The organism is Paraburkholderia sp., from assembly GCF_035501035.1.
Classification (GTDB): Bacteria; Pseudomonadota; Gammaproteobacteria; order Burkholderiales; family Burkholderiaceae; genus Paraburkholderia.
Genome location: NZ_DATJWR010000120.1, coordinates 1 through 22,520, shown reverse-complemented (window position 1 = coordinate 22,520; position 22,520 = coordinate 1). Strand labels below are relative to the sequence as shown.

At 63.2% G+C, this 22,520-nt stretch carries 19 protein-coding genes; 17 read left to right on the top strand and 2 right to left on the bottom strand.

The features are described 5' to 3' along the window. Positions 1 to 51 precede the first annotated feature (51 nt). Entirely contained in the window at positions 52 to 1,146 is a 1,095-nt protein-coding gene (locus VMJ11_RS08640; protein WP_325618910.1) for a poly(3-hydroxybutyrate) depolymerase, read from the top strand. Between the two features lie 156 nt (positions 1,147 to 1,302). Here the strand turns inward: VMJ11_RS08640 and VMJ11_RS08635 are convergent, their stop codons facing one another. Then, positions 1,303 to 1,758, bottom strand: coding sequence for a YqhA family protein (locus VMJ11_RS08635; RefSeq protein WP_325618909.1), 456 nt, complete (start codon positions 1,756 to 1,758; stop codon positions 1,303 to 1,305). Between the two features lie 855 nt (positions 1,759 to 2,613). Here VMJ11_RS08635 and VMJ11_RS08630 point away from each other — a divergent pair. The 16 genes from VMJ11_RS08630 (at position 2,614) to VMJ11_RS08555 (ending at position 20,655) form a co-directional block, all read left to right on the top strand. Continuing rightward, positions 2,614 to 4,626, top strand: coding sequence for an alpha/beta hydrolase (locus VMJ11_RS08630; RefSeq protein WP_325618907.1), 2,013 nt, complete (start codon positions 2,614 to 2,616; stop codon positions 4,624 to 4,626). Positions 4,627 to 4,918: 292 nt separating this feature from the next. Beyond that, positions 4,919 to 5,380, top strand: a complete 462-nt coding sequence (locus tag VMJ11_RS08625; RefSeq protein ID WP_325618905.1) for a hypothetical protein — start codon at positions 4,919 to 4,921, stop codon at positions 5,378 to 5,380. Between the two features lie 110 nt (positions 5,381 to 5,490). After that, positions 5,491 to 6,915, top strand: a complete 1,425-nt coding sequence (locus VMJ11_RS08620) for a basic amino acid/polyamine antiporter (protein WP_325618904.1) — start codon at positions 5,491 to 5,493, stop codon at positions 6,913 to 6,915. Positions 6,916 to 6,936: 21 nt separating this feature from the next. Further along, positions 6,937 to 8,214, top strand: coding sequence for an arginine deiminase (gene arcA / locus VMJ11_RS08615; protein WP_325618902.1), 1,278 nt, complete (start codon positions 6,937 to 6,939; stop codon positions 8,212 to 8,214). 106 nt (positions 8,215 to 8,320) lie between these two features. After that, complete coding sequence (locus VMJ11_RS08610; protein ID WP_325618900.1) at positions 8,321 to 9,433, top strand: efflux RND transporter periplasmic adaptor subunit; 1,113 nt, start codon at positions 8,321 to 8,323, stop codon at positions 9,431 to 9,433. After that, complete coding sequence (locus VMJ11_RS08605; protein ID WP_325618898.1) at positions 9,430 to 12,507, top strand: efflux RND transporter permease subunit; 3,078 nt, start codon at positions 9,430 to 9,432, stop codon at positions 12,505 to 12,507. Before VMJ11_RS08610 ends, VMJ11_RS08605 begins: the two co-directional genes overlap by 4 nt. A gap of 92 nt (positions 12,508 to 12,599) precedes the next feature. After that, entirely contained in the window at positions 12,600 to 13,127 is a 528-nt protein-coding gene (locus VMJ11_RS08600) for a Na+/H+ antiporter subunit E (RefSeq protein WP_325618896.1), read from the top strand. Further along, complete coding sequence (locus VMJ11_RS08595) at positions 13,120 to 13,404, top strand: monovalent cation/H+ antiporter complex subunit F (RefSeq protein WP_325618894.1); 285 nt, start codon at positions 13,120 to 13,122, stop codon at positions 13,402 to 13,404. Before VMJ11_RS08600 ends, VMJ11_RS08595 begins: the two co-directional genes overlap by 8 nt. Beyond that, the gene (gene mnhG, locus VMJ11_RS08590; RefSeq protein WP_325618892.1) at positions 13,401 to 13,694 is read left to right on the top strand and encodes a monovalent cation/H(+) antiporter subunit G; all 294 of its coding nucleotides are present in this window, start codon (positions 13,401 to 13,403) and stop codon (positions 13,692 to 13,694) included. The genes VMJ11_RS08595 and mnhG overlap by 4 nt, the downstream gene beginning before the upstream one ends. Next, a complete protein-coding gene (locus VMJ11_RS08585; protein ID WP_325618890.1) occupies positions 13,691 to 14,635 on the top strand; it encodes a hydrogenase subunit MbhD domain-containing protein in 945 nt (314 codons plus the stop codon). The genes mnhG and VMJ11_RS08585 overlap by 4 nt, the downstream gene beginning before the upstream one ends. Continuing rightward, positions 14,632 to 14,982: a sodium:proton antiporter gene (locus tag VMJ11_RS08580; protein ID WP_325618888.1), complete on the top strand. Its 351-nt coding sequence runs from the start codon at positions 14,632 to 14,634 to the stop codon at positions 14,980 to 14,982. The genes VMJ11_RS08585 and VMJ11_RS08580 overlap by 4 nt, the downstream gene beginning before the upstream one ends. Further along, positions 14,979 to 16,499: a complex I subunit 5 family protein gene (locus VMJ11_RS08575; RefSeq protein ID WP_325618886.1), complete on the top strand. Its 1,521-nt coding sequence runs from the start codon at positions 14,979 to 14,981 to the stop codon at positions 16,497 to 16,499. The genes VMJ11_RS08580 and VMJ11_RS08575 overlap by 4 nt, the downstream gene beginning before the upstream one ends. Further along, on the top strand, positions 16,496 to 18,130 hold the full coding sequence (locus VMJ11_RS08570; RefSeq protein ID WP_325618884.1) for a proton-conducting transporter membrane subunit: 1,635 nt from the start codon (positions 16,496 to 16,498) through the stop codon (positions 18,128 to 18,130). Before VMJ11_RS08575 ends, VMJ11_RS08570 begins: the two co-directional genes overlap by 4 nt. A gap of 82 nt (positions 18,131 to 18,212) precedes the next feature. After that, entirely contained in the window at positions 18,213 to 19,685 is a 1,473-nt protein-coding gene (locus VMJ11_RS08565; RefSeq protein WP_325618882.1) for an efflux transporter outer membrane subunit, read from the top strand. Positions 19,686 to 20,047: 362 nt separating this feature from the next. After that, a complete protein-coding gene (locus VMJ11_RS08560) occupies positions 20,048 to 20,419 on the top strand; it encodes a hypothetical protein (RefSeq protein ID WP_325618881.1) in 372 nt (123 codons plus the stop codon). Positions 20,420 to 20,433: 14 nt separating this feature from the next. Beyond that, complete coding sequence (locus tag VMJ11_RS08555) at positions 20,434 to 20,655, top strand: hypothetical protein (protein WP_325618879.1); 222 nt, start codon at positions 20,434 to 20,436, stop codon at positions 20,653 to 20,655. Between the two features lie 64 nt (positions 20,656 to 20,719). Here the strand turns inward: VMJ11_RS08555 and VMJ11_RS08550 are convergent, their stop codons facing one another. Continuing rightward, positions 20,720 to 22,135 carry a basic amino acid/polyamine antiporter gene (locus tag VMJ11_RS08550; protein WP_325618877.1) on the bottom strand — a complete coding sequence of 472 codons (1,416 nt, stop codon included), beginning with the start codon at positions 22,133 to 22,135 and terminating at the stop codon, positions 20,720 to 20,722. Between the last annotated feature and the right edge of the window lie 385 nt (positions 22,136 to 22,520).

Below are 22,520 nucleotides of genomic sequence, written 5' to 3'. Positions count from 1 at the left end.
GACGTGATCGGCGCTATGCCGTGAAGGGATGGCCATTCACCGGAGCGACCCATGCGACCTGTCTCGCTGTTTGCTGGCCTTGCGCTATACGTGCTGTCTTTTTGCTGTTACGCCCAAACGCCGCAGCCGTTGCCGGCACTGAATATCGACATCGCGCAGACGTCCGTTTCGGGTCTCTCATCGGGCGGCTATATGGCGGTTCAACTGGCCGTTGCGTACTCATCGATCGTCAAGGGTGCTGGCGTCGTCGCGGCGGGACCGTACTTTTGTTCGCAAGGCAAGCTGTCCACGGCGATGACGCAGTGCTCGTGCAATCCGCCGCTGCCGTGTGGCGTGTCCGCGACCAGCGCTGCGGTGCCGTCGCTCGTATCGGCTACCCGTCAGGCGTTTGCCGGAAAGCTCGTCGACGATCCGGCCAACCTTGCCGGTCAGCGCGTCATCACGATTTCCGGCCTGAAGGATACGACCGTGCCGCCAGTTGTGGTTCAGCAAGTCGATGACTACTACCGCACGCTGGGGTTGCCCCCGGCCAATCTGTCGGTGGTATCGCTCGATAACGCGGGTCACACCATGCCGACCGTGAACTACGGCGTGGCGTGTGGCGACTCGGTCTCGCCGTTCATCGGCAAGTGCCAGTTCGATGGGGCACAGGCAATCCTCGGATGGATCTACGGCCCGGCGCCGCTCAAGCCGCGCACGGGTTCGGCGCCGGCCGGCCATTTCGTGCAGTTCGACCAGACCGCGTTCCTCCCGAAGAGCGGACCGTGGAGCCTGCCGGGCGCAGCGGGTCTCGACAGCACGGGCTGGGTCTATATCCCCGATGACTGCAAGGCGGGCGCGCGCTGTCGTCTGCATGTCGCCCTGCACGGTTGCGAGCAGGGGCAGGACTATGTGCCGATCGATTCATCCGGTAGCAAGCTGTATTACGGCACGACCTTCGTCAGACACGCGGGCTACGACAAATGGGCGGACAACAATCAGATCGTCGTGCTGTTTCCGCAGGCGGTCGTCATTCCCATGGCCAATCCGCTTGGATGCTGGGACTGGTGGGGATATACCGATTCGCACTTCGCCGATCAGAAGGGCGTGCAGATGCAGGCCATCCGAGCGATGATCGACAGGCTGAGTTCGGGAGCGAATCAGTGATTCGTTGCTGGTGTCCGGAAAGACCACAGGACTCCGAATGACTGTGCCTTGCATCAGGTTGGCGGCTTCGCCGTCGCCACTTGTTTGGGTAACCGAACCTGATCGTTTCCCAGATACAGGCTGGGAATAAGCGCATTGCCTCAAGGCTGCAAAGGCTTAATTTTTCTTCGCGGCATTTTTCTTGAGAAAGAAGGTGAGGGCCACGATCACGAGCGCCAACGCGACACCGAAGGCCGCGACGTCGCGGGTGCCGTCCCACGCTACGGCCTCCCGCAGGAACAGTACGGCGAGAACCGCAATGACGACACTCACCAGATTCGATTTCAGGTCGTCGAGGTCGTTGATCTGCAGCCATTTCGGCATCGGCAGCGTGTCGTCGATGAATAATGAATAAAGACCAATGCTCGTGATATAGACCGCGATGGCAATCAGAAAGACATCCACGGCCTCGACGATTCCGACTGCCAACATCTTGACCGATTTCGCCGATATCGCGCCTTTCTCAATGGCTTCGAAGGCGCCGAAAACCAGATATATCACCTCATATAACGTCAGCGCCACGAAACAGAAAAGCGTTCCGACGATGGGAACAAGCATGATGTAGCGGCTCATGGCCAGGATACGTCGCAACATCGGAAGGACCTCCGCCAGAGGCAACGTACATAACAGCCGTTGCCGCGCGTGCGCTTATGAATACGCCATACGAAAGTTCGAAGCATCACTAATTGATCACCTGACGCAACCATTGTATGGGTAACGCGTTGGCAGGGTTCCCGAACCGGTCGGGCTGCATTCCTTGTCTCACGAGGTCGCTCTCCAAATTCATTTTCTGGCTCGTGGCTGGTGTTTCCATACGCCGCCGATATTTTGCGCCGCAAGCTTCCGGATGTTTCCGAACAATAAGCCCCATCAGAGTTTTTCCAGCCAAAGGGAAGGGGGCAACTGCGCAGCGAGCAGCAGCCGCACTGTTGTATATAAACAGTGGTATGTTGGGCCCGTTTGATGCTTCGCGCGCGAGCAATGGGGGACATGCGGCATTGCGCAAAGCAATGACCGCACCGAACCCTGTTGGCGGTGCAGCGGTTTGCGCTCGCAACGATCACCGGCGGTCGGCAGGCCATCGATGACTATTGCCGATTTGTCTGTTGAATCGTCGCTGAGCCGGGGAATTGGCAAGTCGTTTGATCATTCAGCCATGGCAACGGTCCACATCAAGATGATTGACCGCGAGAACGACTGCACGGCATCGCAAAGGACTGGGCAACGTGCAGGGCATCGCCGGGACCTTCACGCTATCGGGCCTGAGAACGTCCATTCCTATACAGTGGCGTGCCAGCGCCTTTCGTTTTCGCGTGCCTCGCTGCCATCTCGCGCGCATTCGCGGACACTGCGCGTCGTTCAATCGTCCGGAGCCGCTCGCGTGAGCACGGCGAAGCCGGCGGCCCGCACCAACGGCCTCGACACGTCATGACGCGCATCTTCTCCTCGTGGATGTCGCGTTGCTTGATCCTCACGCTTTTGTTGGCCGGCCTGCTGTCCGGCTGCGCGATGGTGACGGTCAGCTCGCTCGGGCCGCAGCAATACATCGCCATGCGACGTGGCGACGTTCTCTCGACCGGCCGCCTGAGCGCCTCGACACGAGACACGCTGCGCATCGCGGGGCTGGATGATAACGCCTGTCAGCGAGAGCCGCAGCCTTGTATCGATGCCCTCCTGACCATCAACGGAATCAACACCGACCGGCGACTCGCCAGCCTGGCCGAACTCTCCCTGCAGATGGCCATCAGCCAGACGTCTGCGAACAACAGTGAGTGGAATGATGCGCAATTTGATTTGTGGCTCAGAACCATACGCTACTCGTATGCCTTTCTGTTTCTCGGTCAGCGCACGGCCGGCGAACGCGCGTTCGAGGATCGCCAGACGCAGGTTCGTGACTACTACAACTATTCAGTCCAGGAACTGGCTCGTGCGCTGTTCCTGCGGGGAGCGCTCGCATCGGACGCTGGCGGCGCCGTTCCCGAAACGCAGGTCATAGCGGGCTGGAGCATTCGTATCGACTTGAGCCGGGTCCGGTTGCCGGAAGGCGTGCACGAACCACGCGAAGTGATTCCCGCTTCGAGGCTTTCATTTGCGGGCCTGCGCAGCATTTATCGGCGCGACGGACTCGGCGCGGAACTCGTGGCGGTCATGGGCGCACCCCCGCCGGACTCCGCAGCCGATCCCCAGGCCGAAGCCAGCGAGAGCGCAGACGCGTCGCCGCAGGCAGCATCCTCGCCGACGCAAGGCAGCCGCCCGTTTCGCGAAATGCCGTCGCCGAACGTGACCGCGCTGATCTGGTTCAGTCAGGGCACGCTCGAGGAGGTGCTCGGCTCGCGCAATGTCACGCTGTCCGTATACGACCCGTATCGCGAAGAGCGTATCGAGCGGCATGGCCAGACTGTTCCGCTGGCGGCGAATTTCAGTGCTGGTTACGGGATCTGGCTCGCCCGCTCGGGCTTTTCCGGCCAGTCTTTGCGTACGCTCTTCGGGCGCTCGCGCGGCATCGATCGTCCGCTCATTTACATGATGCAGCCCTTCGATCCGGACCGACGGATCGTGCTGATGCTGCACGGTCTCGCGAGCAGCCCGGAAGCATGGGTCAACGTGGCGAACGATATTCAGGGTGACGAAGTGCTTCGGGCCCATTTCCAGGTGTGGCAGGTCTACTATCCGACCAACGTCCCGATTCTGGTCAACCTTGCGCGAATTCGAAGAGCCGTGGAGCAGACGCTCGCTCACTTCGATCCTGACGGCACACTACCGGCTTCCCATGGCATGGTGCTGATCGGCCACAGCATGGGCGGCGTTCTGGCAAGGCTGCTCGTATCGAGTTCCGGCGACGAGCTATGGCAGGTCTTCAAGGATACGCACGTGCCGGAAGGCACCGACCTCGATCGCGAAGACGAACGGCTGAATCGCCTGTTGCGTTTCCAGCCGATGCCACAGGTGGAGCGGGCGATCTTCATCGCCGCACCACACCGGGGTACGCCGTTCGCGAGCAATCGCCTTGCGCGGTGGGTTGCCAATCTCGTGCGCTTGCCACTCGCGCTTCTGGCGGAAATCGAAGACGTGATGCAGACCGCGACGAATCTCGATCCACAGGGCAAGACGTTCCACGTACCGAACAGCATCGAGCAGTTGCGAGAAACGAATCCGACGATCCAGGCGACTGCGCAACTGCCAATCAGCCCCCGGGTGTGCTTCCACTCGATCATTGCGAGGCGGCGGGCGAACGGGCCGCTCGAGGATTCCAACGACGGCGTGGTCCCGTATCGCAGTGCGCATCTTGCGGGGGCGCTTTCGGAGAAGGTGATCGTCGCGGGGCACAGCGTTCAGCAGACACCCGAGGCGATTCTCGAGATCCGACGGATTTTGCACGAGGACATTGCATCGATAGACGCGCGTGGGGAGCTTTGCAGTGAGGCGCAGCAAAGCAAGTGACGGACGTGTGGCGGGCGGTGTGCATTCATGTGCACATTTGGAATCCATATAAAAGCGAAGATGCGTAATATCTCGGAGACGGTGCGGGGCGCGTTCAGAAGCGGCGAATCAGGTAATTAGGGTATTGCCGTTTGCAAATGCCTGGACCAGCGCGTAAATTTGATCAGAACCCAACTGGAGACGTTTCCGAATTAACACTCATCCAGTCGCGGTTCGAAAGATGCAGGAAGACGTGGAGTGCTCAGCCCGGAACGCGTGCTGTGTACGGAATGGCCATATCAAGGGGATTGTCATGCGATATCTCGCTGGCACATTGCTTGGTTCGCTTGTTGCCTCGCTTGCACTTTACGGATGTGAGGCCCCGACTTCCGCCACCACCTTTACGCCAGCACAGGCGCAGCAGGCGCAGGTCGTCGAGCTCGGCGTCGTCGAGACTGTACGGCCCGTCACGATCCAGCCCGGCCCAACGGGCGTGGGCGCGGTATCGGGCGCCGCGCTTGGCGGCATCGCGGCCGGCAGCAACATTGGGCGCGGCAGCGGCTCCGTTGCAGCGGGCATCGGCGGCGCGGTGCTGGGCGGCATGGCGGGCAACGCCGTCGAGTCGCGCGTGACACGGCGAGCGGGCCTTGAAATCGGCGTCCGTCTCGATTCGGGGCAGCTGATTTCCGTGACGCAAGACGCGGACCAGCAGTTCTTTCCCGGCGACCGGGTTCGTGTGCTGGCCGGTCCCAACTCGGTTCGCGTGACGCGGTGAACGCCGTGTGCACGGCGCCGCGCTGCAGACGCTGGGCGGCCTGACGATTCACGAAGCAAGTGAGGTTGATCTCTCGTTAGAACGAAGTCCCAGAAAAAGCGAGGAAACTCATGGCCGATACCGGGCAGAAAATGAGTCGCATGCAGCTCACGGCGATGGTCGTCGGAGGCATGGTGGGCGCCGGCATATTTTCCTTGCCTCGAACCTTCGCCAGCGCAACGGGACCGGTTGGTGCGGCCATAGCGTGGCTCGTGGCGGGCGTGGGCATGTATACGCTCGCACGCGTGTTCCAGGCGCTGGCGGAGCGCAAGCCCAATCTCGACGCCGGTGTTTTCGTCTACGCCAAGGAGGGCTTCGGCGATTATCCCGGCTTCCTCTCCGCATTCGGCTACTGGATCAGCAGTTGTATCGGCAACGTATCGTACTGGGTGCTGATCAAGTCCACGCTGGGCGCGTTCTTTCCGGTGTTCGGCGACGGCAATACGGTAACGGCGATCGTCGTGGCCTCGGTCGGCATCTGGCTCTTCCATTTCCTCATTCTTCGCGGCGTCAAGCAGGCCGCGTTCATCAACACCATCGTGACCTTCGCCAAGGTCATTCCGATCGTGGTGTTCATCGTCATCCTGATCATCGTGTTCAAGTACGGCACCTTCCGGCTGAATATCGAATCCGCGGCGCAGGAGGGCGGCCTTTTTCAGCAGGTGCGCGCGACGATGCTCGTGACCGTGTTCGTCTTTATCGGCATCGAAGGCGCAAGCGTGTATTCGCGTTACGCGAAAGAGCGCACGGACGTGGGGCGCGCGACGATCTTCGGCTTCGGCGCGGTGACGGTGCTCATGGTGCTTGTCTCGATGTTGCCTTTCGCCGTGCTGCCGCGTGGTGACGTCGCGGGCATGCGGCAACCTTCCATGGCGGCGGTGCTGGAAAGCGTGGTCGGTCCATGGGGCGGGATCTTCGTGAGCGTCGGCCTGATCGTGTCGGTGCTCGGCGCGTATCTGGCCTGGTCGCTGATCTGCGCAGAAGTCATGTTCGCCGCGGCAAGGAACCGGGACATGCCCTCGCTGTTCGCGCGGGAAAACGCCAACAACGTCCCGGCGAATGCGTTGTGGATCACGAACATCGTCGTGCAGATCCTCGTGGCGAGCACGTATTTCTCGCGCGACGCATTCTCCCTGATGCTCAACCTCACGAGCTCGATGTCGCTGATTCCGTATCTGTTCGTCGCGGCCTACGGGTGGATGGTCTCGAACCGCGGCGAGAGCTACGAGGTGCGGCCCGAAGAGCGCAAGCGGGACCTCGCGTTCGCAGCGGTCGCGGTGATCTACACCCTGTTCATGCTCATTGCCGGCGGCGTGAAATTCCTGTTGCTAGCGGCAATTCTCTACACACCGGGCACGGTGCTGTATGTCATGGCGCGGCGCGAGCGCAACCTGAAAGTCTTCGAAGGCGTGCGCGACTGGGCTATTTTCATTGTGGCGGTCGCAGCGGCCATCGTGTGCATCGTTGCGCTGGCCACGGGTTACATGGCGATCTAACCAGGACGAGCGGAGATCGATATGGCGAAGAAAGGTGGTGAGAACGGCAAAGCGAAGCAAGAAAGCGCCTTTGGGGTCTATTCGGAAGTCGGACAACTGCGCAAGGTCATGGTGTGCGCGCCGGGCATGGCGCATTCGCGCCTCACGCCGAGCAATTGTGACGAGCTGCTGTTCGACGACGTGTTATGGGTCGACAACGCGAAGCGTGACCATTTCGACTTCGTCACGAAAATGCGCGACCGCGGCGTGGAAGTACTGGAGATGCATAACCTCCTCACCGAAACGGTGGCGGTGCCCGAAGGGAAGAAGTGGATCCTCGACAACCAGATCGTGCCGAACCAGGTAGGGCTGGGTTTCATCGATGAACTGAGAGGCTATCTGGAGGGGCTCGACAATCGGGCGCTGGCCGAGACGCTGCTCGGCGGCCTGTCGATCTACGACTTCCCTGAAGCCCATGGCGGTGCCGCGCTGAAGGTCGTGCGCGAGGCGGCCGGGGCCACCGAGTATCTGTTGCCGCCGCTGCCGAACACGTTGTACACGCGTGATACCACCTGCTGGATCTACGGCGGCGTGACGCTCAATCCGCTGTACTGGCCCGCGCGCCACGAGGAAACGATCCTCGCCACGGCCATCTACCGCTTTCATCCGGACTTCGCCGGCAAGGTGAACGTGTGGTGGGGCGACCCCACGCAGGATCATGGCATGGCGACGCTGGAGGGCGGCGACGTCATGCCGATCGGCAACAAGACCGTGCTCATCGGCATGAGCGAGCGCACGTCGCGCCAGGCGATCAGCCAGCTCGCGGCCACGCTGTTCCAGCGGGGCGCGGCCGAGCGCGTGATCGTGGCCGCGATGCCGAAGATCCGCGCGGCCATGCACCTCGACACGGTATTCACATTCGCGGACCGCGACTGCGTGCTGATCGCGCCGGATTTCCTCGCGCGCACGCGCACGTTCTCGTACCGGCCCAGCGATCATCCGGCGGGCGTGGAACTGCATCAGGAGAAGAAGTCGTTCGTCGACGTGGTGAGCGGCGCGCTCGGCATCAAGAAGATGCGCGTGGTGGAAGCGGGCGGCAACGATTACCAGCGCGAACGCACGCAGTGGGACAGCGGCGCGAACCTGGTTTGTGCGTCGCCCGGTGTGGTGTTCGCGTACGACCGCAACACGTACACGAACACGCTGCTGCGCAAGGCGGGGATCGAGGTGATATCGATCGTGGGCGCGGAACTGGGGCGCGGTCGCGGTGGTGGACACTGCATGACGTGTCCGATCGTTCGTGATGCGGTGGACTTCTAGCGGCACAAATCAGGGGGCACCCGCGAGCACCGGGTGCAGTTACAGGGCATGCTGCCAGATCCAGGCGGAGACGGGCAGTCTGTCCAGCGAGCCGGAGGAATCACCAGTGTTTGCGAACCATGCAACGGGTCGAGCGGTTTCTCTTCCTTTGGCCGTGACGCTATGTGCGTTGCTGGCAGCCGCGCTGCTAGCAGGCTGCCGCAAGGGTGAAGACACTCCAGCGGTGGAGGTCCGCCCGGTACGCGTCATCACGATAGAAAAGCAGTCGGCCGGAGCAAGCGTCACCTTGACGGGGACCTTGCAGGCACAGGCCGAAATCAATCAATCGTTCCGTATCGACGGGCGGATGATCGCCCGCAACGTCGACGTTGGGGACCGCGTCAGGCCCGGCCAGGTACTCGCACGTCTTGACCGGATGAATGAGGAGAGCAGCCTGCAGTCCGCGCGCGCGCAGCTGGCCGCTGCCCAGGCGCAGGCTCTCGAGGCGCGCACCATGTATAACCGCATGCGCGATCTTCTGGCGGAGCGCGCCGTGTCGCGCGCCTCGTTCGAGCAGGCCGAAGCGATGGCGAAGATCACGCAATCTCAAGTGGATTCGGCGCAGTCGCTCGTCACCATCGCGCAGAACCGTTTGAGCTATACCGATCTGGTCTCGGATGTCGCGGGCGTGGTGACGGCGCGCGGCGCGGAGCCCGGTGAGGTCGTGCCGGCGGGCCGCATGATCGTGCAGATCGCACGTGAAGGCGCGGTCGACGCCGTATTCGACGTGCCGGCGGCGATCAAGGACGCCGCGCCGGCGAATCCCGACATCGTCATCGCGCTTGCCAGCAACCCGGATGTCACCGCCGTTGGTAAGGTGCGCGAAGTATCGCCGCGAGCCGACCCGGTTACCGGCACGTTTGCGGTCAGGGTTCGGGTGCTCGATCCACCGGCGGCTATGCGTCTCGGGAGTACCGTGGTTGGCCGCATGAAGCTCGACCGGCCGCCGGCCATCGACATTCCCGCCAGTGCGTTGATCCAGCCCGCGGGCAAGCCGGCGGTCTGGGTCGTCGATACGAAGACGGGAACGGTTTCGGTGCGCGACGTGCAGCTCGAGGCCTATGGCGAGAACCGCGTTCAGATATCGCAAGGATTGACCCCTGGCGACGTTGTCGTGACTGCCGGCGCGCAGGCATTGCGGCCGGGACAAAAAATTCTCTGGACCGAGGCTCCCAGGTGATTGGCCCGAACCTTTCCGAGTGGGCGCTCTCGAAGCGTCCTCTAGTGGTGTTCCTCATGATCGCCGCACTGGTTGCGGGAACACTTTCATTTCTCCGCTTGGGGCGCGCCGAAGATCCGGTCTTCACGTTCCGCACCATGATCGTGGCCGCGGCGTGGCCAGGCGCGACAGTCGACGACACACTTTCGCAGGTGACCGAGCGGCTCGAGCGCACGTTGCAGGAGACGCGCCACCTGGACCGGATACGTAGCTACACCACGGCGGGCCAGACGACGATCTTCGTCGATCTGCTGCAATCGACGCCGCCTTCCGAGGTTCAGGACATCTGGTATCAGGTGCGCAAGAACATCGGCGATATGCGGCAAACGCTGCCGGCCGGAACGCTCGGGCCGTTCTTCAACGATGACTTCGGCGACACGTACGGCATCATCTACGGGTTCACGTCCGACGGCTACAACATGCGCGAGTTGCGCGACCGCGTCGAAGCGATCCGCTCGCGTCTGTTGCTTGTGCCGGACGTGTCCAAGATCGAGGTGCTGGGCGCGCAGGACGAGCAGATCTACATCGAGTTTTCCACGAGCCGCCTCGCCGGCCTGCGTCTGGATTACTCGAGCATCGTCGAGGCATTGAGGGCGCAGAACGTCATCAGGCCGAGCGGCGTGCTGCAAACCGGGCAGGAGCGCGTGTTCTTCAGGGTGACCGGCGCCTTCGATTCCGAGCGCGACATCGAAGATGTGAACCTCGTGCTGGGCGGGCGCATCGTTCGCCTCGGTGACATCGCGACCGTGAGACGCGGCTTCGCGGATCCTCCACAACCGATGTTCCGCGTCAACGGCAAGCCCGCGATCGGGCTCGCCATCGCCATGCGCGACTCGGGCGACATCCTGGCGCTCGGCCGCAACCTGAAGGCGGAGATGTCCGATATCACGGCGAACCTGCCTGCCGGCATCGAGCCGTTTCTGGTCGCCAATCAGTCAGAAACCGTCGATGTCGCGATCAACGACTTCATGGCGTCGCTCTGGCAGGCCATCATCATCATCCTGGCGTGCAGTTTCGTGAGCCTTGGCGTGCGGCCCGGCGCGGTGGTCGCGCTGTCGATCCCGCTCACGCTGGCGATCGTCTTTGCGATCATGGACATCGTGCATATCGACCTGCACCGGGTGTCATTAGGTGCCCTGATCATTGCGCTGACGCTGCTGGTCGACGACGCCATGACGACCGTCGACGCCATGATCAACCGTCTCGCTGCCGGCGACACCAAGGACCAGGCGGCGACATTCGCCTACCGGACACTGGCCGCGCCAATGCTGATCGGCACGCTGGTGTCGATATCGAGTTTCGTGCCGATTGGCTTCGCGAGGAGTTCGGCCGGCGAGTACACGTTCTCCATCTTCGCGGTGGTGGCGATTGCGCTGCTCGTTTCGTGGTTTGGCGCGGTGATATTTTCGCCGCTGGTCGGTCAGGCGATCCTGAAAGCGCCCAAGCCCGGCAAGGAGCCGCCCAAGCCCGGCAAGCTGCTGATGGCCTATGACCGCTTCCTGCGCGGCGCGCTGCGCATGAGGTGGATCACGATCGCCGTTACGCTGGTGGCGTTCGCCGTGTCGCTGTTGCTCGTCAGGTTCGTGCCGCAGCAGTTCTTCCCGGCGTCCGACCGGCCTGAACTGACGGTGGACCTGACCTTGCGACAGAACGCCTCGATTCATGCTACGGAGTCCCAGGTTGCGCAGATCGAAGCGTTCCTGAAAACCGACCCCGACGTCGATCACTTCAGCAGCTATGTGGGCCGTGGCGCGATACGCTTCATTCTCACCTTGAATGTTCAGTTACCCAATCCATTTTTCGCGCAGATCATCGTGGTCGCCAAGAATCTGGAGGCACGCGACCGGTTGCAGTTGAAGCTCGAGAAAATGCTGGCCGACCGCTTTCCCGGCATCGTTGCCCGGGTCTCTCCGCTGGAGCTGGGGCCGCCGGTGGGCTGGCCGCTGCAGTATCGCGTTTCAGGCCCCGATCCCGCGCAGGTGCGCAGGCTCTCACTCGATCTGGCCGGTATCGTGGGATCGGACGTGCGAACCCGCCACGTCAACTTCGACTGGATGGAGCCGGCGCGGCAGATCCGCATCCACATCAACCAGGACGAAGCGCGTCAGCTCGGCGTGAGCAGCGCGGCGCTCGCGGCCGTCATGAACACCGTCATTACGGGCACGCCTATCACACAGATCCGCGACGACATCTACCTGGTCAACGTCGTCGCGCGCGCCGCGGATGACTCGCCCATGACGGTGCAGTCGCTGAGCACGTTGCAGGTGCCGACGCCAAGCGGCCGGATGATCGCGCTCAGCCAGTTCGCGACGTTCACGGAAGACCAGGAATCGCCCTTGATCTGGCGGCGCAACCGCGTACCGACGCTCACGGTGCGCGCCGACGTGATGCATGGCGCGCTGCCCGACGAAGTCGTCGCGACGCTGGCGCCGAAGATCGCCGAGTTCAACGAGAAGCTGCCGAAGGGCTATCACGTGGCGACCGGCGGCATATTCGAGGAAAGCGCGATTTCGAGGGCATCGGTGTTCGCGGTGGTCCCGCTCATGATCGTGCTGATGCTCACGAGCATGATGGTGCTGCTGGTGAGTTTCAAGCGGCTGGCCATGGTGGTCTCGGTGATGCCGCTGGGGCTCATCGGCGTCGTGCTGGCGCTGTTGATCTTCAACCGGCCGCTTGGCTTCGTCGCGATTCTGGGCATTCTCGCGCTGATCGGCATGATCGCGAAGAACGGGCTGATCCTGTTCGTGCAGATCGAGACCTTCCGCCAGGAGGGCATGCGTGTGCTGGAGGCGGTGGTGGCCTCGGGCACCTCGCGCATACGGCCGATGATGCTGACCTCGATCTCGACCGTGCTCGGCCTGATCCCGATCGCGCCAACCGTGTTCTGGGGGGCGATGGCATTCGCGATCATGGGCGGGCTGCTGGTGGCGACGCTGTTGACCCTCGTGTTCTTGCCGGCGCTCTACATGGTGGTGTTCGGCAGGGAAGATCGAGCGACGGTGCAGCCTGCGGGTACCGCCGGTGGATCGGCGTAAGCGCCGTGGCTTGATTCCGCCTGGTTCCATCTGGCGATCGCAAACCGTATTTGCGATTGCCGGGCTTTCGGTAGAGGAGGCGTGTGTCTTCCATGAGCACAACATCGCTCCATGCTTTCCTGCAGGATCTGCGCGTTCACCGGCGCGTTGCGCTGGTCCGCGCGCTGTGCTTTCTCGTGCTCTGGATCATCCTGATGCCTAGCACGAAGACGGCCGATCTGCTCTTCGGCCTGATTGCGATGCTCGTCGCGACGTATATGAGCCTGCGTCTGCTGCCGCCCGCAGCGGGACAGGTACGTCTGCGCGCTTTAATCCTGTTCGTGCCGCACTTTCTCATGCAGTCGCTGCTGGCGGGCATCGACGTGGCGCGCCGTGCATTGCACCCGCGCATGCGTTTGCAGCCGGGCATCGTCGTCTATCGCGTCGGGTTTCCGCCGGGATTGGCGCGCAACGAATTTGCCATCATCACCAGTCTCATGCCGGGTTCGGTTCCGGTAGACGAGACCGAGGACGGCCTCGTCTACCACTGCCTGGACGTCACGCAGCCGGTTGTCGAGCAGATGGCGGAGGAAGAGCGGCGCCTGGCGAATGTCTTGATCGTCGGTGATCGCCATGGCTGATGTGCTGATTGCCGTGTGCGCAGCCGTGCTGCTGATGGTTGCCGTCGGCTTGCTGAGCGTGCTGCGCGGTCCGACGCGTGCCGACCGCATGATGGCCGCTCAACTGTTCGGTACGGGGGGCATCGCGGCCCTGCTGCTGGTGGGTACGGCGACAGGCGTGGAAGCTGTCGTCGATGTTGCGTTGACGTTGGCCGTGCTCGCGGCGTTCGCGTCGGTGGCCTTCGTCAAGGCCGGCCAGCAGACGGAGGGCGAGGCCGGCAAAGAGGAGCGGAAATGAAAACGGCTGCCGATGTCTTCACGATCGTTGCCATGCTTGCCGGCATCTTCTTCTTTGTGGCGGGCACGGTCGGCCTTTTGCGCTTTCCCGATACGTACACGCGACTGCATGCGCTGACGAAGGCCGACAATCTCGGCCTGGGCCTGGTCGTGCTGGGCCTGTTGCCACAGGCCGGTCACCTCGTGGTCGCCCTCAAGCTGATCGTGGTCTGGCTCCTGGTCATGCTGACGTCGGCCGATGTGTCGCAGCTCATCGCGCGCGCCGCGCGGCGGCAGGAGACACGCCCATGATCTCCGCAATCTCGTTCGGTATCGGGATCCTGTTGCTGGCGCTCGCGCTCTGGACCGTCGTGGTGCGCGACACGTTCGCCGCGGTAGCCGGCTTCATTCCCTACGGCTTGTTGCTGACGCTGGCCTGGCTGGTGCTTCGCGCTGTCGACGTGGCGTTGACCGAAGCGGCCATCGGCGCGGGCCTGACCGGCGCGCTGCTCATCAATGCGGCTTCGCGCCTGCACGTAACCGAAGCCGCGGCCCGGGCCGAAACGCCGGGCCTCGCGCTACGCCTTGCCGCCGGCGCTGCCTCGGCGGCTGTCACGGTCGTCATCGCCGTGTGTCTGCTGCATTTGCCGGAGCCCGCTCCGACGCTCGCGCCGGATGTGGCGCGGCATATCGCTTCGACTGGCGTCGGCAATCCGATCACGGCCGTCCTGCTGTCGTTCCGCGCAATCGATACGCTGCTGGAAGCGATTGCGTTGCTGTTCGGCGTAGTGGGCGTGTGGTCGCTGGCGGCGGACCGCAACTGGGGCGGCCGGCCGGGCTTCGCGCAAATCGTCAATCCCAACGACATTCTCGTGTATCTGGCGCGCGTATTGCCGCCGATCGGCGTCGTGATCGGCATCTACATTTTCTGGGTCGGCGCCGATCATCCGGGCGGGAAGTTCCAGGGTGCCACGGTCATTGCCGCCATGTGGCTGCTCGTCATGATGTCCGGTCTGCGCGAAGCGCCCGCGGTCAGCCAGCGCTGGTTGCGCGTCGTGCTGATACTCGGCCCGGCAATCTTCATCGTGCTGGGCCTGCTCGGCGCCTTCATGGCGGGTGCCTTCCTGGCGTACCCCGATGGTTGGGCCAAACCGTGGATCGTCGTGATCGAAGCCGCGCTGTTGCCCTCTCTTGCCGTAACCCTGGTACTCCTGCTGGTCGGGCCGCCGCTGCGGCCGGAGGTTCACACATGAACGTATCCCAGCTGTTCGGCTTGACGGCTGCCGTGCTGGTCGGGCTTGGCCTGTATGGCCTGATCGTCAACCCCCAGCCCTTGCGCAAGGTACTTGCGTTCAACCTGACCGGCAACGGCGTTTTCCTGATCTGTGCCGTGATCGCCCATCGCGGCGCGGCTGCCGGCATGAGCGGTGATCCCGTGCCGCAGGCGCTGTTGATCACGGCGATCGTCGTGTCGTTCGCCGCTTCCGCACTGGCGGTCGGGCTCATGTTGCGCAGGTTCGAAGAGACCGGCACGAATTCCCTTTCGGCCGACAGCGATGCCGGGTCCGGGCAAGCTCGCGCCAATGTGGAGTCACGGTGACGACGCTGCCGCTCACGGGGCAGGCAACGCCAGGCGGCCTGCTATTGGTGCTCGCCGTGTTGCTGCCTTTTGCCGGCATGCTGGCAGGCCTCGCGCTCGGTGGTCGTCATGCGCAACGCGTGTCGTGGGTGACGATCGTCTGCGGCATCGGCGTCGTGCTGGCCATTGCGCAAAGGCTGCTCGCCTCGGGCGACGCATTGCGGTATCTGCTCGGCGGCTGGTCGCCGCCGCTCGGTGTCATGCTCCGCGCAGACGGACTTTCGGTCTGCATGATGGTGGTGGTCGCCGTGGTGGTCGGCGCGGTTGCCGTCTATGCCAATGGCGATTTCGGCACGCCGGCCGGCGTGCGCGAGGCGCGCGGTCCGCTGGCGTTCTGGTTGCTGCTGCTGGCGGTTTGGGGGGCGCTCAATCTGGTGTTCGTGAGCGGGGACATTTTTACGCTTTACGTCGCGCTCGAACTGCTGACATTCGCCGGCGTGCCGCTCGTTTCCCTCGACGGGAGGGCCGAAACGTTGCAGGCAGCGTTGCGCTATCTGGTGTTCGCACTGATCGGTTCGATGCTGTATCTGCTGGGCGTTTTTCTGCTTTATGGCACCTACGGCACGCTCGATATCGCGCTGCTGGCCGGGCGTATCAACGCGCAGCCGCTAGTCTGGGCTGCGGTGGCGTTGATGACGGCCGGCATGCTGGCCAAGACCGCGCTGTTCCCGCTGCACCTGTGGTTGCCGCCCGCGCACGCCGGCGCGCCCGCCGCCGCGAGCGCGCTGCTTTCGGCGCTGGTTGTCAAAGGATCGTGGTTTCTGGTCGTGCGGCTGTGGTTCGATGTCTTTGCCGGCGTCATGAGCGTTTCCTTCGCGCAGGTGCTGGCCGCGCTCGGCGCCACGGCCATCGTCGTCGGCAATCTGGCGGCGCTGCGCCAGGTGCGCCTGAAGCTCCTGATCGCCTACTCGACAGTCGCGCAGATCGGCTATCTGTTCCTGATGTTTCCGCTCGCGGTGCAGCACCACAGTGCACAAGCCGTGACGGGCGGCTTGTTGCAGGCCATCTCGCACGCTACCGCGAAAGCGGCCATGTTCCTTGCGGCGGGTCTGATCTACGCCACGCTGGGTCATGACCGACTAGCCGACCTGCGCGGCGCCGCGCGGGCGTTGCCGATGACGGTCACGGCTTTCGCGCTGGCCGGCGCCGCGCTGATCGGCTTGCCGCCTTCGGGGGGCTTTCTGGCGAAGTGGCTGCTGATGTCGGCGGCGCTGGCAACGGGGCAATGGTGGTGGGCGCTCGTGATGCTGGTTGGCGGCTTGCTCACGAGCATCTATGTGTTCATGGTGGTCGTGCGCGCGATGGAGCCGGCCGCGCCCGGCTGGTCGCCGAAACGGCAGGTGCCCCGTTACCAGCAGATGGCGGTGCTGGGACTTGCCCTGTGTTCCTTCCTGCTTGGCGTCGTCGTGCTGCTGCCGGTCGACGTGGCGCAGATCGGTCGTGCGGCGATGCCGGCGACAGTGACGGGGATGCCATGAACATGTCCCAAGGCCTGATGATCGCTGCCCTCGGCTTGCCATTGCTGTTGCTGCTGGCATGTGCGTTCGCGCCTCTGCGCAGAAGGCTGCCTGCGTGGTTCGCGATCGCTGCGCTGCCGGCGCTGGCCGCCGCGCTTGGCGCTGACCAGGGCGAGATCCTGAGGTTCGGCACGGGCCGCTTCGCCCTGTGTTTTGCGCTCGATTCAGCGGGCGCGGTGTTGCTGGGCACGGCGGCGCTCTTGTGGATTTTCTGCGGGATCTTTGCCGCCCGCTGGCTGCGCGAGCGCGAGGAAATCGACGGTTTCGTCGTCTGCTGGTTCATGGCCATGACCGGCAGCATAGGCGTGTTTCTGGTGGCCGATCTGATCGGGTTCTATCTGCTGCTGGCGGTGCTGAGCGTGGGCGCCAGCGGGCTGGTGCTGCAGGGCGACGGGCCCGAGGCGCGTTATGCGGGCGCGCTCTATCTCGGCGTTGCATTGCTGGCCGAGGCGTTCCTGCTGGCGGGGCTGATCCTGCTGGCACAGGCCACGCCCGGCGGCAGCCTGCTGATTCGCGATGCGGCGGCAGCCTTGCCGACCTCGCCCTGGCGCGACACGACGCTGCTGTTGCTGCTCATTGGCCTCGGCATGAAGGCGGGCCTCGTGCCGCTGCATTTCTGGATGCCGTATGCCTATGGGGCTGCGCCAACCCCGGCGGCGGCCGTGATGAGCGGAGCGGTGGTCAAGGCCAGCGTGATCGCGTTGATCCGCTTTCTCACATTCGGCAACGCGTGGCCGCACTTTGGCATTCCGCTGGCGGCGCTGGGCCTGTTCGGCGCATTCTACGGCGTGGCCATCGGCATTACGCAGTCCCAACCAAAGTTCATCCTCGCGTACTCGAGCGTGAGCCAGATGGGTTTCCTCGTCGCGGTGATCGGCATGGGACTGGCCGCCGGCGATCAAAGCACCGTCGTGGCGGCCGCTTACTATGCCGCGCACCATCTGCTGGTGAAAGGCACGCTGTTTCTGGCCGTGGGCGTGGTGTCACTGACGGGGGCGGGGGCGTTGCGGCTGGTGCAGGTGCCCACTGCGATCATCGCGCTCGGCCTGGGCGGCTTGCCGCTGACCGGCGGCGCGCTGGCCAAATACGCAGCCAAGAGCCTGCTGGGCGGCGATCTTGCCGGCTCGCTGGCCGTGGCGTCTTCAGTGGCGAGCACGCTGCTGATGCTGCATTTCGTGCGCCGTCTGGGCGCAACGGCCGCAGCCGATTCCCACGCGCGCGCTCCGGCGCCGCTCACGGGGGCGTGGCTCGCGATGGTGCTGATCTCGCTCGTCGTGCCGTGGGTGCTGTATCTACATATCCCTGTTGGCACGCTGCCTGAGGCCCTGGCTCCCGCGGCGCTGTGGTCGGCGCTCTGGCCGGTGCTGGCCGGCGCGGTGCTCGCCATTGGCTGGAGCCGATGGGGCGGCGCGATGCCGTCCGTGCCGGCCGGGGACGTGGGTGGCCTCCTGCGCGTGCTGCAACGCGCAGGCATGGCGGCAGGGTGCTTCGCCGTGTGCGCGGATGCTTACGTGCGCAGATGGTCCGTGTCCTGTCTGGTCCTGCTGCTGGCCGTGCTGCTGTTCGGCGGTCTGCTGACCGTGGCGGGCTGAAGAGCGGACTGAAGTGAGTTCAGCAAACAACCGCACTTTCCGCGCGTACCGGATGCGGCCGTCGGAGAACCTGGAGTACGTCATGAGAACGCTGACGCTTGCTGCGATACTTGCCGCCACGACCGTTGGCCTGGCCGGCTGCTTTACCGTGGGACCCAACTACGCTCGCCCCGAAGTGCCGGTGCCGGCAACGTGGCGGATCGATTTACCGCAGGCTGAAGAGGTCGTGAACACGACGTGGTGGGAGCAATTCGACGATCCCGTATTGAACGACCTGATTCAAACCGCACTGCGCGACAATCTGGACGTGCGCGTCGCGGCAGCGCGCGTCGACCAGTTCATCGGCGTGCTGCGTACCGCACGCTCGCAGGGCCTGCCGCAGGTGGGCTATGGCGCCAACGTGAGCCGCAACCGGACCAGCGAAGTCGGCATGCCGCCGCTCTCACCCGCGCTCGATCCCGTATTCAATCTCTATCAGGGCATGCTGCAGGCCTCCTGGCAGATCGATCTGTTCGGCCGGGTCAGGCGCCTGACCGAAGCCGCGCAGGCGCAGGTGTACGCGAGCGAGCAGGCCCAGCGCGGCGTGGTGCTTTCCCTCGTGACCGGCGTGGCGACGAGCTATATCACGCTGCGCGGGCTCGATCGGCAGCTCGAAGTATCGCAGGCCACGTTGAAGAATTTCGGCGAAACCCTGCGTATCTTCGAATTGCGCTACCGGGACGGCCTCGTCTCCGAAACGGAGCTTTCGCAGGTGCGCTCGCAATACAAGCTCGCGGAGTCTACGATTCCGGCCGTCGAGCAGCAGATTGCCGTCGTGGAGAACGGCATCTCCATCCTGCTCGGGCATAATCCTGGACCGATACCACGCGGCAAGTCGATCAGCGAGCTCGCGATTCCCGCCATACCGGCCGGCCTGCCTTCTACATTACTGGAGCGGCGCCCCGATATTCTGCAGGCCGAACAGAACCTGATTGCCGCGAACGCGAATGTGGGCGCCACGCGCGCGCTCTACTATCCCACCATTTCGTTGACCGGCGCGCTGGGCTCGGTCAGCACAGCGTTCGGGGACTTCCTCTCCGCGTCGGCTGCACTCTGGTCCATCGCGGCGGGTGTGACGGGGCCGATCTTCACGTCGGGTGCGATTGCCGGCCAGGTACAGTCGGCCGAGGCCCAGAAGAGCCAGGCAGAACTGATTTATCGGCAAACCATACTGGGCGCGTTCAACGATACCAACAACGCGCTGGTCGGCTCCCAGAATACCGCCGAGCAGGTCGCCAGTCAGCAGGGACGTGTCGACGCGTTGCGTGAATATGCGAGGCTATCCAACCTCAAGTTCGAAGACGGGCTGATCGGCTATTTCGAAGTGCTGGTCTCCGAAAACGATCTGTTTTCGGCGGAACTCTCCCTCGCGAGCTTCCAGGCCGCGCGCTTCAACCAGGTGATCAGCGTGTATCAGGCGATGGGCGGGGGCTGGGTGGATATCGCCGATTCGCTTACGCCAGTGGCGCTGAGCCAAAATCGAAAAGACAATGCCAATGCGGTGCAGGGAAGGTGACGTTTCATGCCTTGCCTGTTTTCGATCGCATACCGCTTTTATGTGGACTGCGTGGAAATGGGCTTGGAAAGTGGGTAAAACACTCTAGACTTTATATCGTGCCAGACGCGGCGAGGCCAGAACTGGATTACTCGTTGAACCGGCATACCGTATGTGCGATTCACGCTCGAATGTATCGTGAGATTTTCGTCGTCGGAGTGTCTATTCAATGGTGGAACCTGGCCTGACAAACTACGCTGACCCGCGAACCTGAGAGGAGACTCGATGAGACACACCGGCCGCTTTTCCCGATAACTCGATTGGTGCCTACGGATGCAATTGGCGGTGGACCGCTAAACGACATAACTTCCATGGAGCATGTGATGGCAATCAAACCACATTGGCGAACGCTGTTATCTCTGGGTTTGCTGTCTCTGGCAATGATGGGCAATGTCGCACGTGCCCAAAGCGTTCCCATTGTCACGGGGCAGCAGTGGATGGAATCGTCGGATGAGCAGAAGAAAGCTTATCTCGTGGGCATTGCCAATATGCTCGAAATCGAGCGCGCCTACGCCGGCAATGGCGCGAACAGCAACGATATTCCGCAGCGTTTTGCTAGAGGATTGAAGGGGCAGACGCTCGACGGCGTGCGCCAGGGGCTGGACAGCTACTATGCCGCCAATCCTGCGATGATCCAGCACCCGGTGATCGAGACCCTCTGGTTTCAAATGGTCTTGCCCGGTCTGAATAAATAGTGAGGAAGGCGATCATGAAACGATATGCATGGATCGTGAGCGTCGGCGCGCTGGTTGCCGTCATCGGCTGCACGGATATGACCCCGCGACAGCAGGGAACGATGAGCGGCGCGGCGATCGGCGCGGCAGGCGGAGCGGGCATCGCGGCGATCGCGGGCGGCGACGCGTGGACCGGTGCGATCATCGGCGGCGTGGCGGGCGGCGTGGCGGGCAATATGCGCGCGGGCCATCAGTAAGCCTGCCTCCCGGATGACATGCGCGTGATGGCGCAAGCTGCCGGGCGCGCACATCTCCGCACGGCTAACGCCATGCGGAGATGCTCAATTCGTAGATCGCGACGAGGGCGCCGCCCACTACCACAAGAAATACGCACCACTCGGGCGCCGAAAAGAACGCCTTGCCACGCTCGCGCTGCGCGAGCATATACAGCAAACTGCCCGGCCCATAGAGCAACGCGGACATGACGAGCAACTGCGTCCCGCACGCGTATAGCAGAAACACTGTGTAGATCGTGGCGATGATCGCGATGGCGTAACTCTGGAAACGTTTGCGCGAGCTGATTGCGGAAGGCGACAGGGCGTGGATTGCCTTGACACCGAATGCGGCCACGAACAGGTAGGGGATCAGCGCCATGGCGCTCGTGAGGCGCAACATGAGCGAGAACGCATCGGTGGACCAGTACGTGCTGATGACGAAGGTCTGGACCACGCTGCTCGTGAGCCAGATCGCGGCGGTGGGAAGCTGCCGCGCGTTGCGGCGCGCAAAGATGCCTGGCATTGCTTGCGCGCGCGCGCTCGAATACAACACCTCTGCACAGATCAGCGACCACGCGAGATAGGCGCCGAGCACGGACACGATCAGCGCGCCGCCAATGAACGCCGTACCGGGCGCGCCGAGAACGGCGCCCAGCACCGAAGCCATCGAGGGTTGCCGCATCACGGCGATGTCCGGCCGCAAGAGCAGCGCATAGGGCAGCAGGGTCACGAGCACGAGCAGCAGAAGCACGAACGCGAAGCCGAGAATCGTTGCGGCGCCCACGTCCGAGCGCTTCTTCGCGTAACGTGAATACACGCTCGCGCCTTCAATGCCGAGAAAGACGAAAACCGTGACGAGCATGGTTCCCTTGACCTGAGGAACCAGCCCGCGAGCGTTGTCCGCGAGGTTGATCGTGAAGGGCTCCGAACTGGCATGGACGCTCAGAATGCCGATGAAGACGAAGATGGGGAGGATCTTGACGACGGTGAGAATCGCATTGATGAGGGTGGCCTGCTGGATGCCTCGCAGGAGCATCCAGTGAAACGCCCAGATGCCGACTGACGAAACCGCAATCGCGATTGGCGTATTGCCGTTTCCAAATGCGGGGATGAATGCGCCGAGCGTGGATTTGATCAGTACCCGATACGAAACGTTGCCGAAGCAACCCGCCATCCAGTAGCCGAACGCGGAGAGAAACCCTGCGTAGCCGCCGAAGCCGTCGCGGGCGTAGGCGAAGATTCCGGAGTCCAGGTCGGGCCGGATTTCCGCGAGAAACTGGAAGACTCGCGCCAGCATGAACATGCCGCCGCCCGCAATGCACCATGAGATGACGGCGGCAGTCGGGCCCGCTTCGAGAGCGAAATTGCGTGGAAGCGAATAGATGCCCGCGCCGACCATCGACCCGACGACCATGGCGGTGAGAACGGGCAGTGACAACTTCTGGTCATCCGTCGAGTTCATGTGCGTACCTTTTTTCATATTCGACGTATCGCAATGCGCGCGCGGGAAACCACGGACCGAAGATGCGTGTCACATTGAGACCCATGATCCCTTTTCGCATGGATCGAAGGTTGAATGCCTTGTGTGTCAATCGTATTCCATAATCTTCTCAGCTGTCCGGATGATGGATCGGGTGGCAGGCCATCGTCGGCTACGTGCTGAACGTCCGCTCGTCAACGAACGCGAAGGTCGTTAGCAAACAGGCTGTACGAGTTGGCAGCGCTCGTGGATGGCGGGGGAGATTCTCGATAATTAATCAGGATGACGAATAAAAAATGACGGGCGATGCCGCGCTCGTGAGTCGCCGTCCTTTGCCGCATGCCTTCGCTAGGCGCGGGGCGCTAGA

Coding starts and splice junctions, on each gene's coding strand:
- VMJ11_RS08640 (WP_325618910.1), top strand. CDS start 52: ATGCGACCTGTCTCGCTGTTTGCTGGCCTTGCGCTATACGTGCTGTCT.
- VMJ11_RS08635 (WP_325618909.1), bottom strand. CDS start 1,758: ATGAGCCGCTACATCATGCTTGTTCCCATCGTCGGAACGCTTTTCTGT.
- VMJ11_RS08625 (WP_325618905.1), top strand. CDS start 4,919: ATGCGATATCTCGCTGGCACATTGCTTGGTTCGCTTGTTGCCTCGCTT.
- VMJ11_RS08620 (WP_325618904.1), top strand. CDS start 5,491: ATGGCCGATACCGGGCAGAAAATGAGTCGCATGCAGCTCACGGCGATG.
- VMJ11_RS08550 (WP_325618877.1), bottom strand. CDS start 22,135: ATGAACTCGACGGATGACCAGAAGTTGTCACTGCCCGTTCTCACCGCC.
- VMJ11_RS08565 (WP_325618882.1), top strand. CDS start 18,213: ATGAGAACGCTGACGCTTGCTGCGATACTTGCCGCCACGACCGTTGGC.
- arcA (WP_325618902.1), top strand. CDS start 6,937: ATGGCGAAGAAAGGTGGTGAGAACGGCAAAGCGAAGCAAGAAAGCGCC.
- VMJ11_RS08560 (WP_325618881.1), top strand. CDS start 20,048: ATGGCAATCAAACCACATTGGCGAACGCTGTTATCTCTGGGTTTGCTG.
- mnhG (WP_325618892.1), top strand. CDS start 13,401: ATGAAAACGGCTGCCGATGTCTTCACGATCGTTGCCATGCTTGCCGGC.
- VMJ11_RS08595 (WP_325618894.1), top strand. CDS start 13,120: ATGGCTGATGTGCTGATTGCCGTGTGCGCAGCCGTGCTGCTGATGGTT.
- VMJ11_RS08555 (WP_325618879.1), top strand. CDS start 20,434: ATGAAACGATATGCATGGATCGTGAGCGTCGGCGCGCTGGTTGCCGTC.
- VMJ11_RS08630 (WP_325618907.1), top strand. CDS start 2,614: ATGACGCGCATCTTCTCCTCGTGGATGTCGCGTTGCTTGATCCTCACG.
- VMJ11_RS08585 (WP_325618890.1), top strand. CDS start 13,691: ATGATCTCCGCAATCTCGTTCGGTATCGGGATCCTGTTGCTGGCGCTC.
- VMJ11_RS08580 (WP_325618888.1), top strand. CDS start 14,632: ATGAACGTATCCCAGCTGTTCGGCTTGACGGCTGCCGTGCTGGTCGGG.
- VMJ11_RS08600 (WP_325618896.1), top strand. CDS start 12,600: ATGAGCACAACATCGCTCCATGCTTTCCTGCAGGATCTGCGCGTTCAC.
- VMJ11_RS08570 (WP_325618884.1), top strand. CDS start 16,496: ATGAACATGTCCCAAGGCCTGATGATCGCTGCCCTCGGCTTGCCATTG.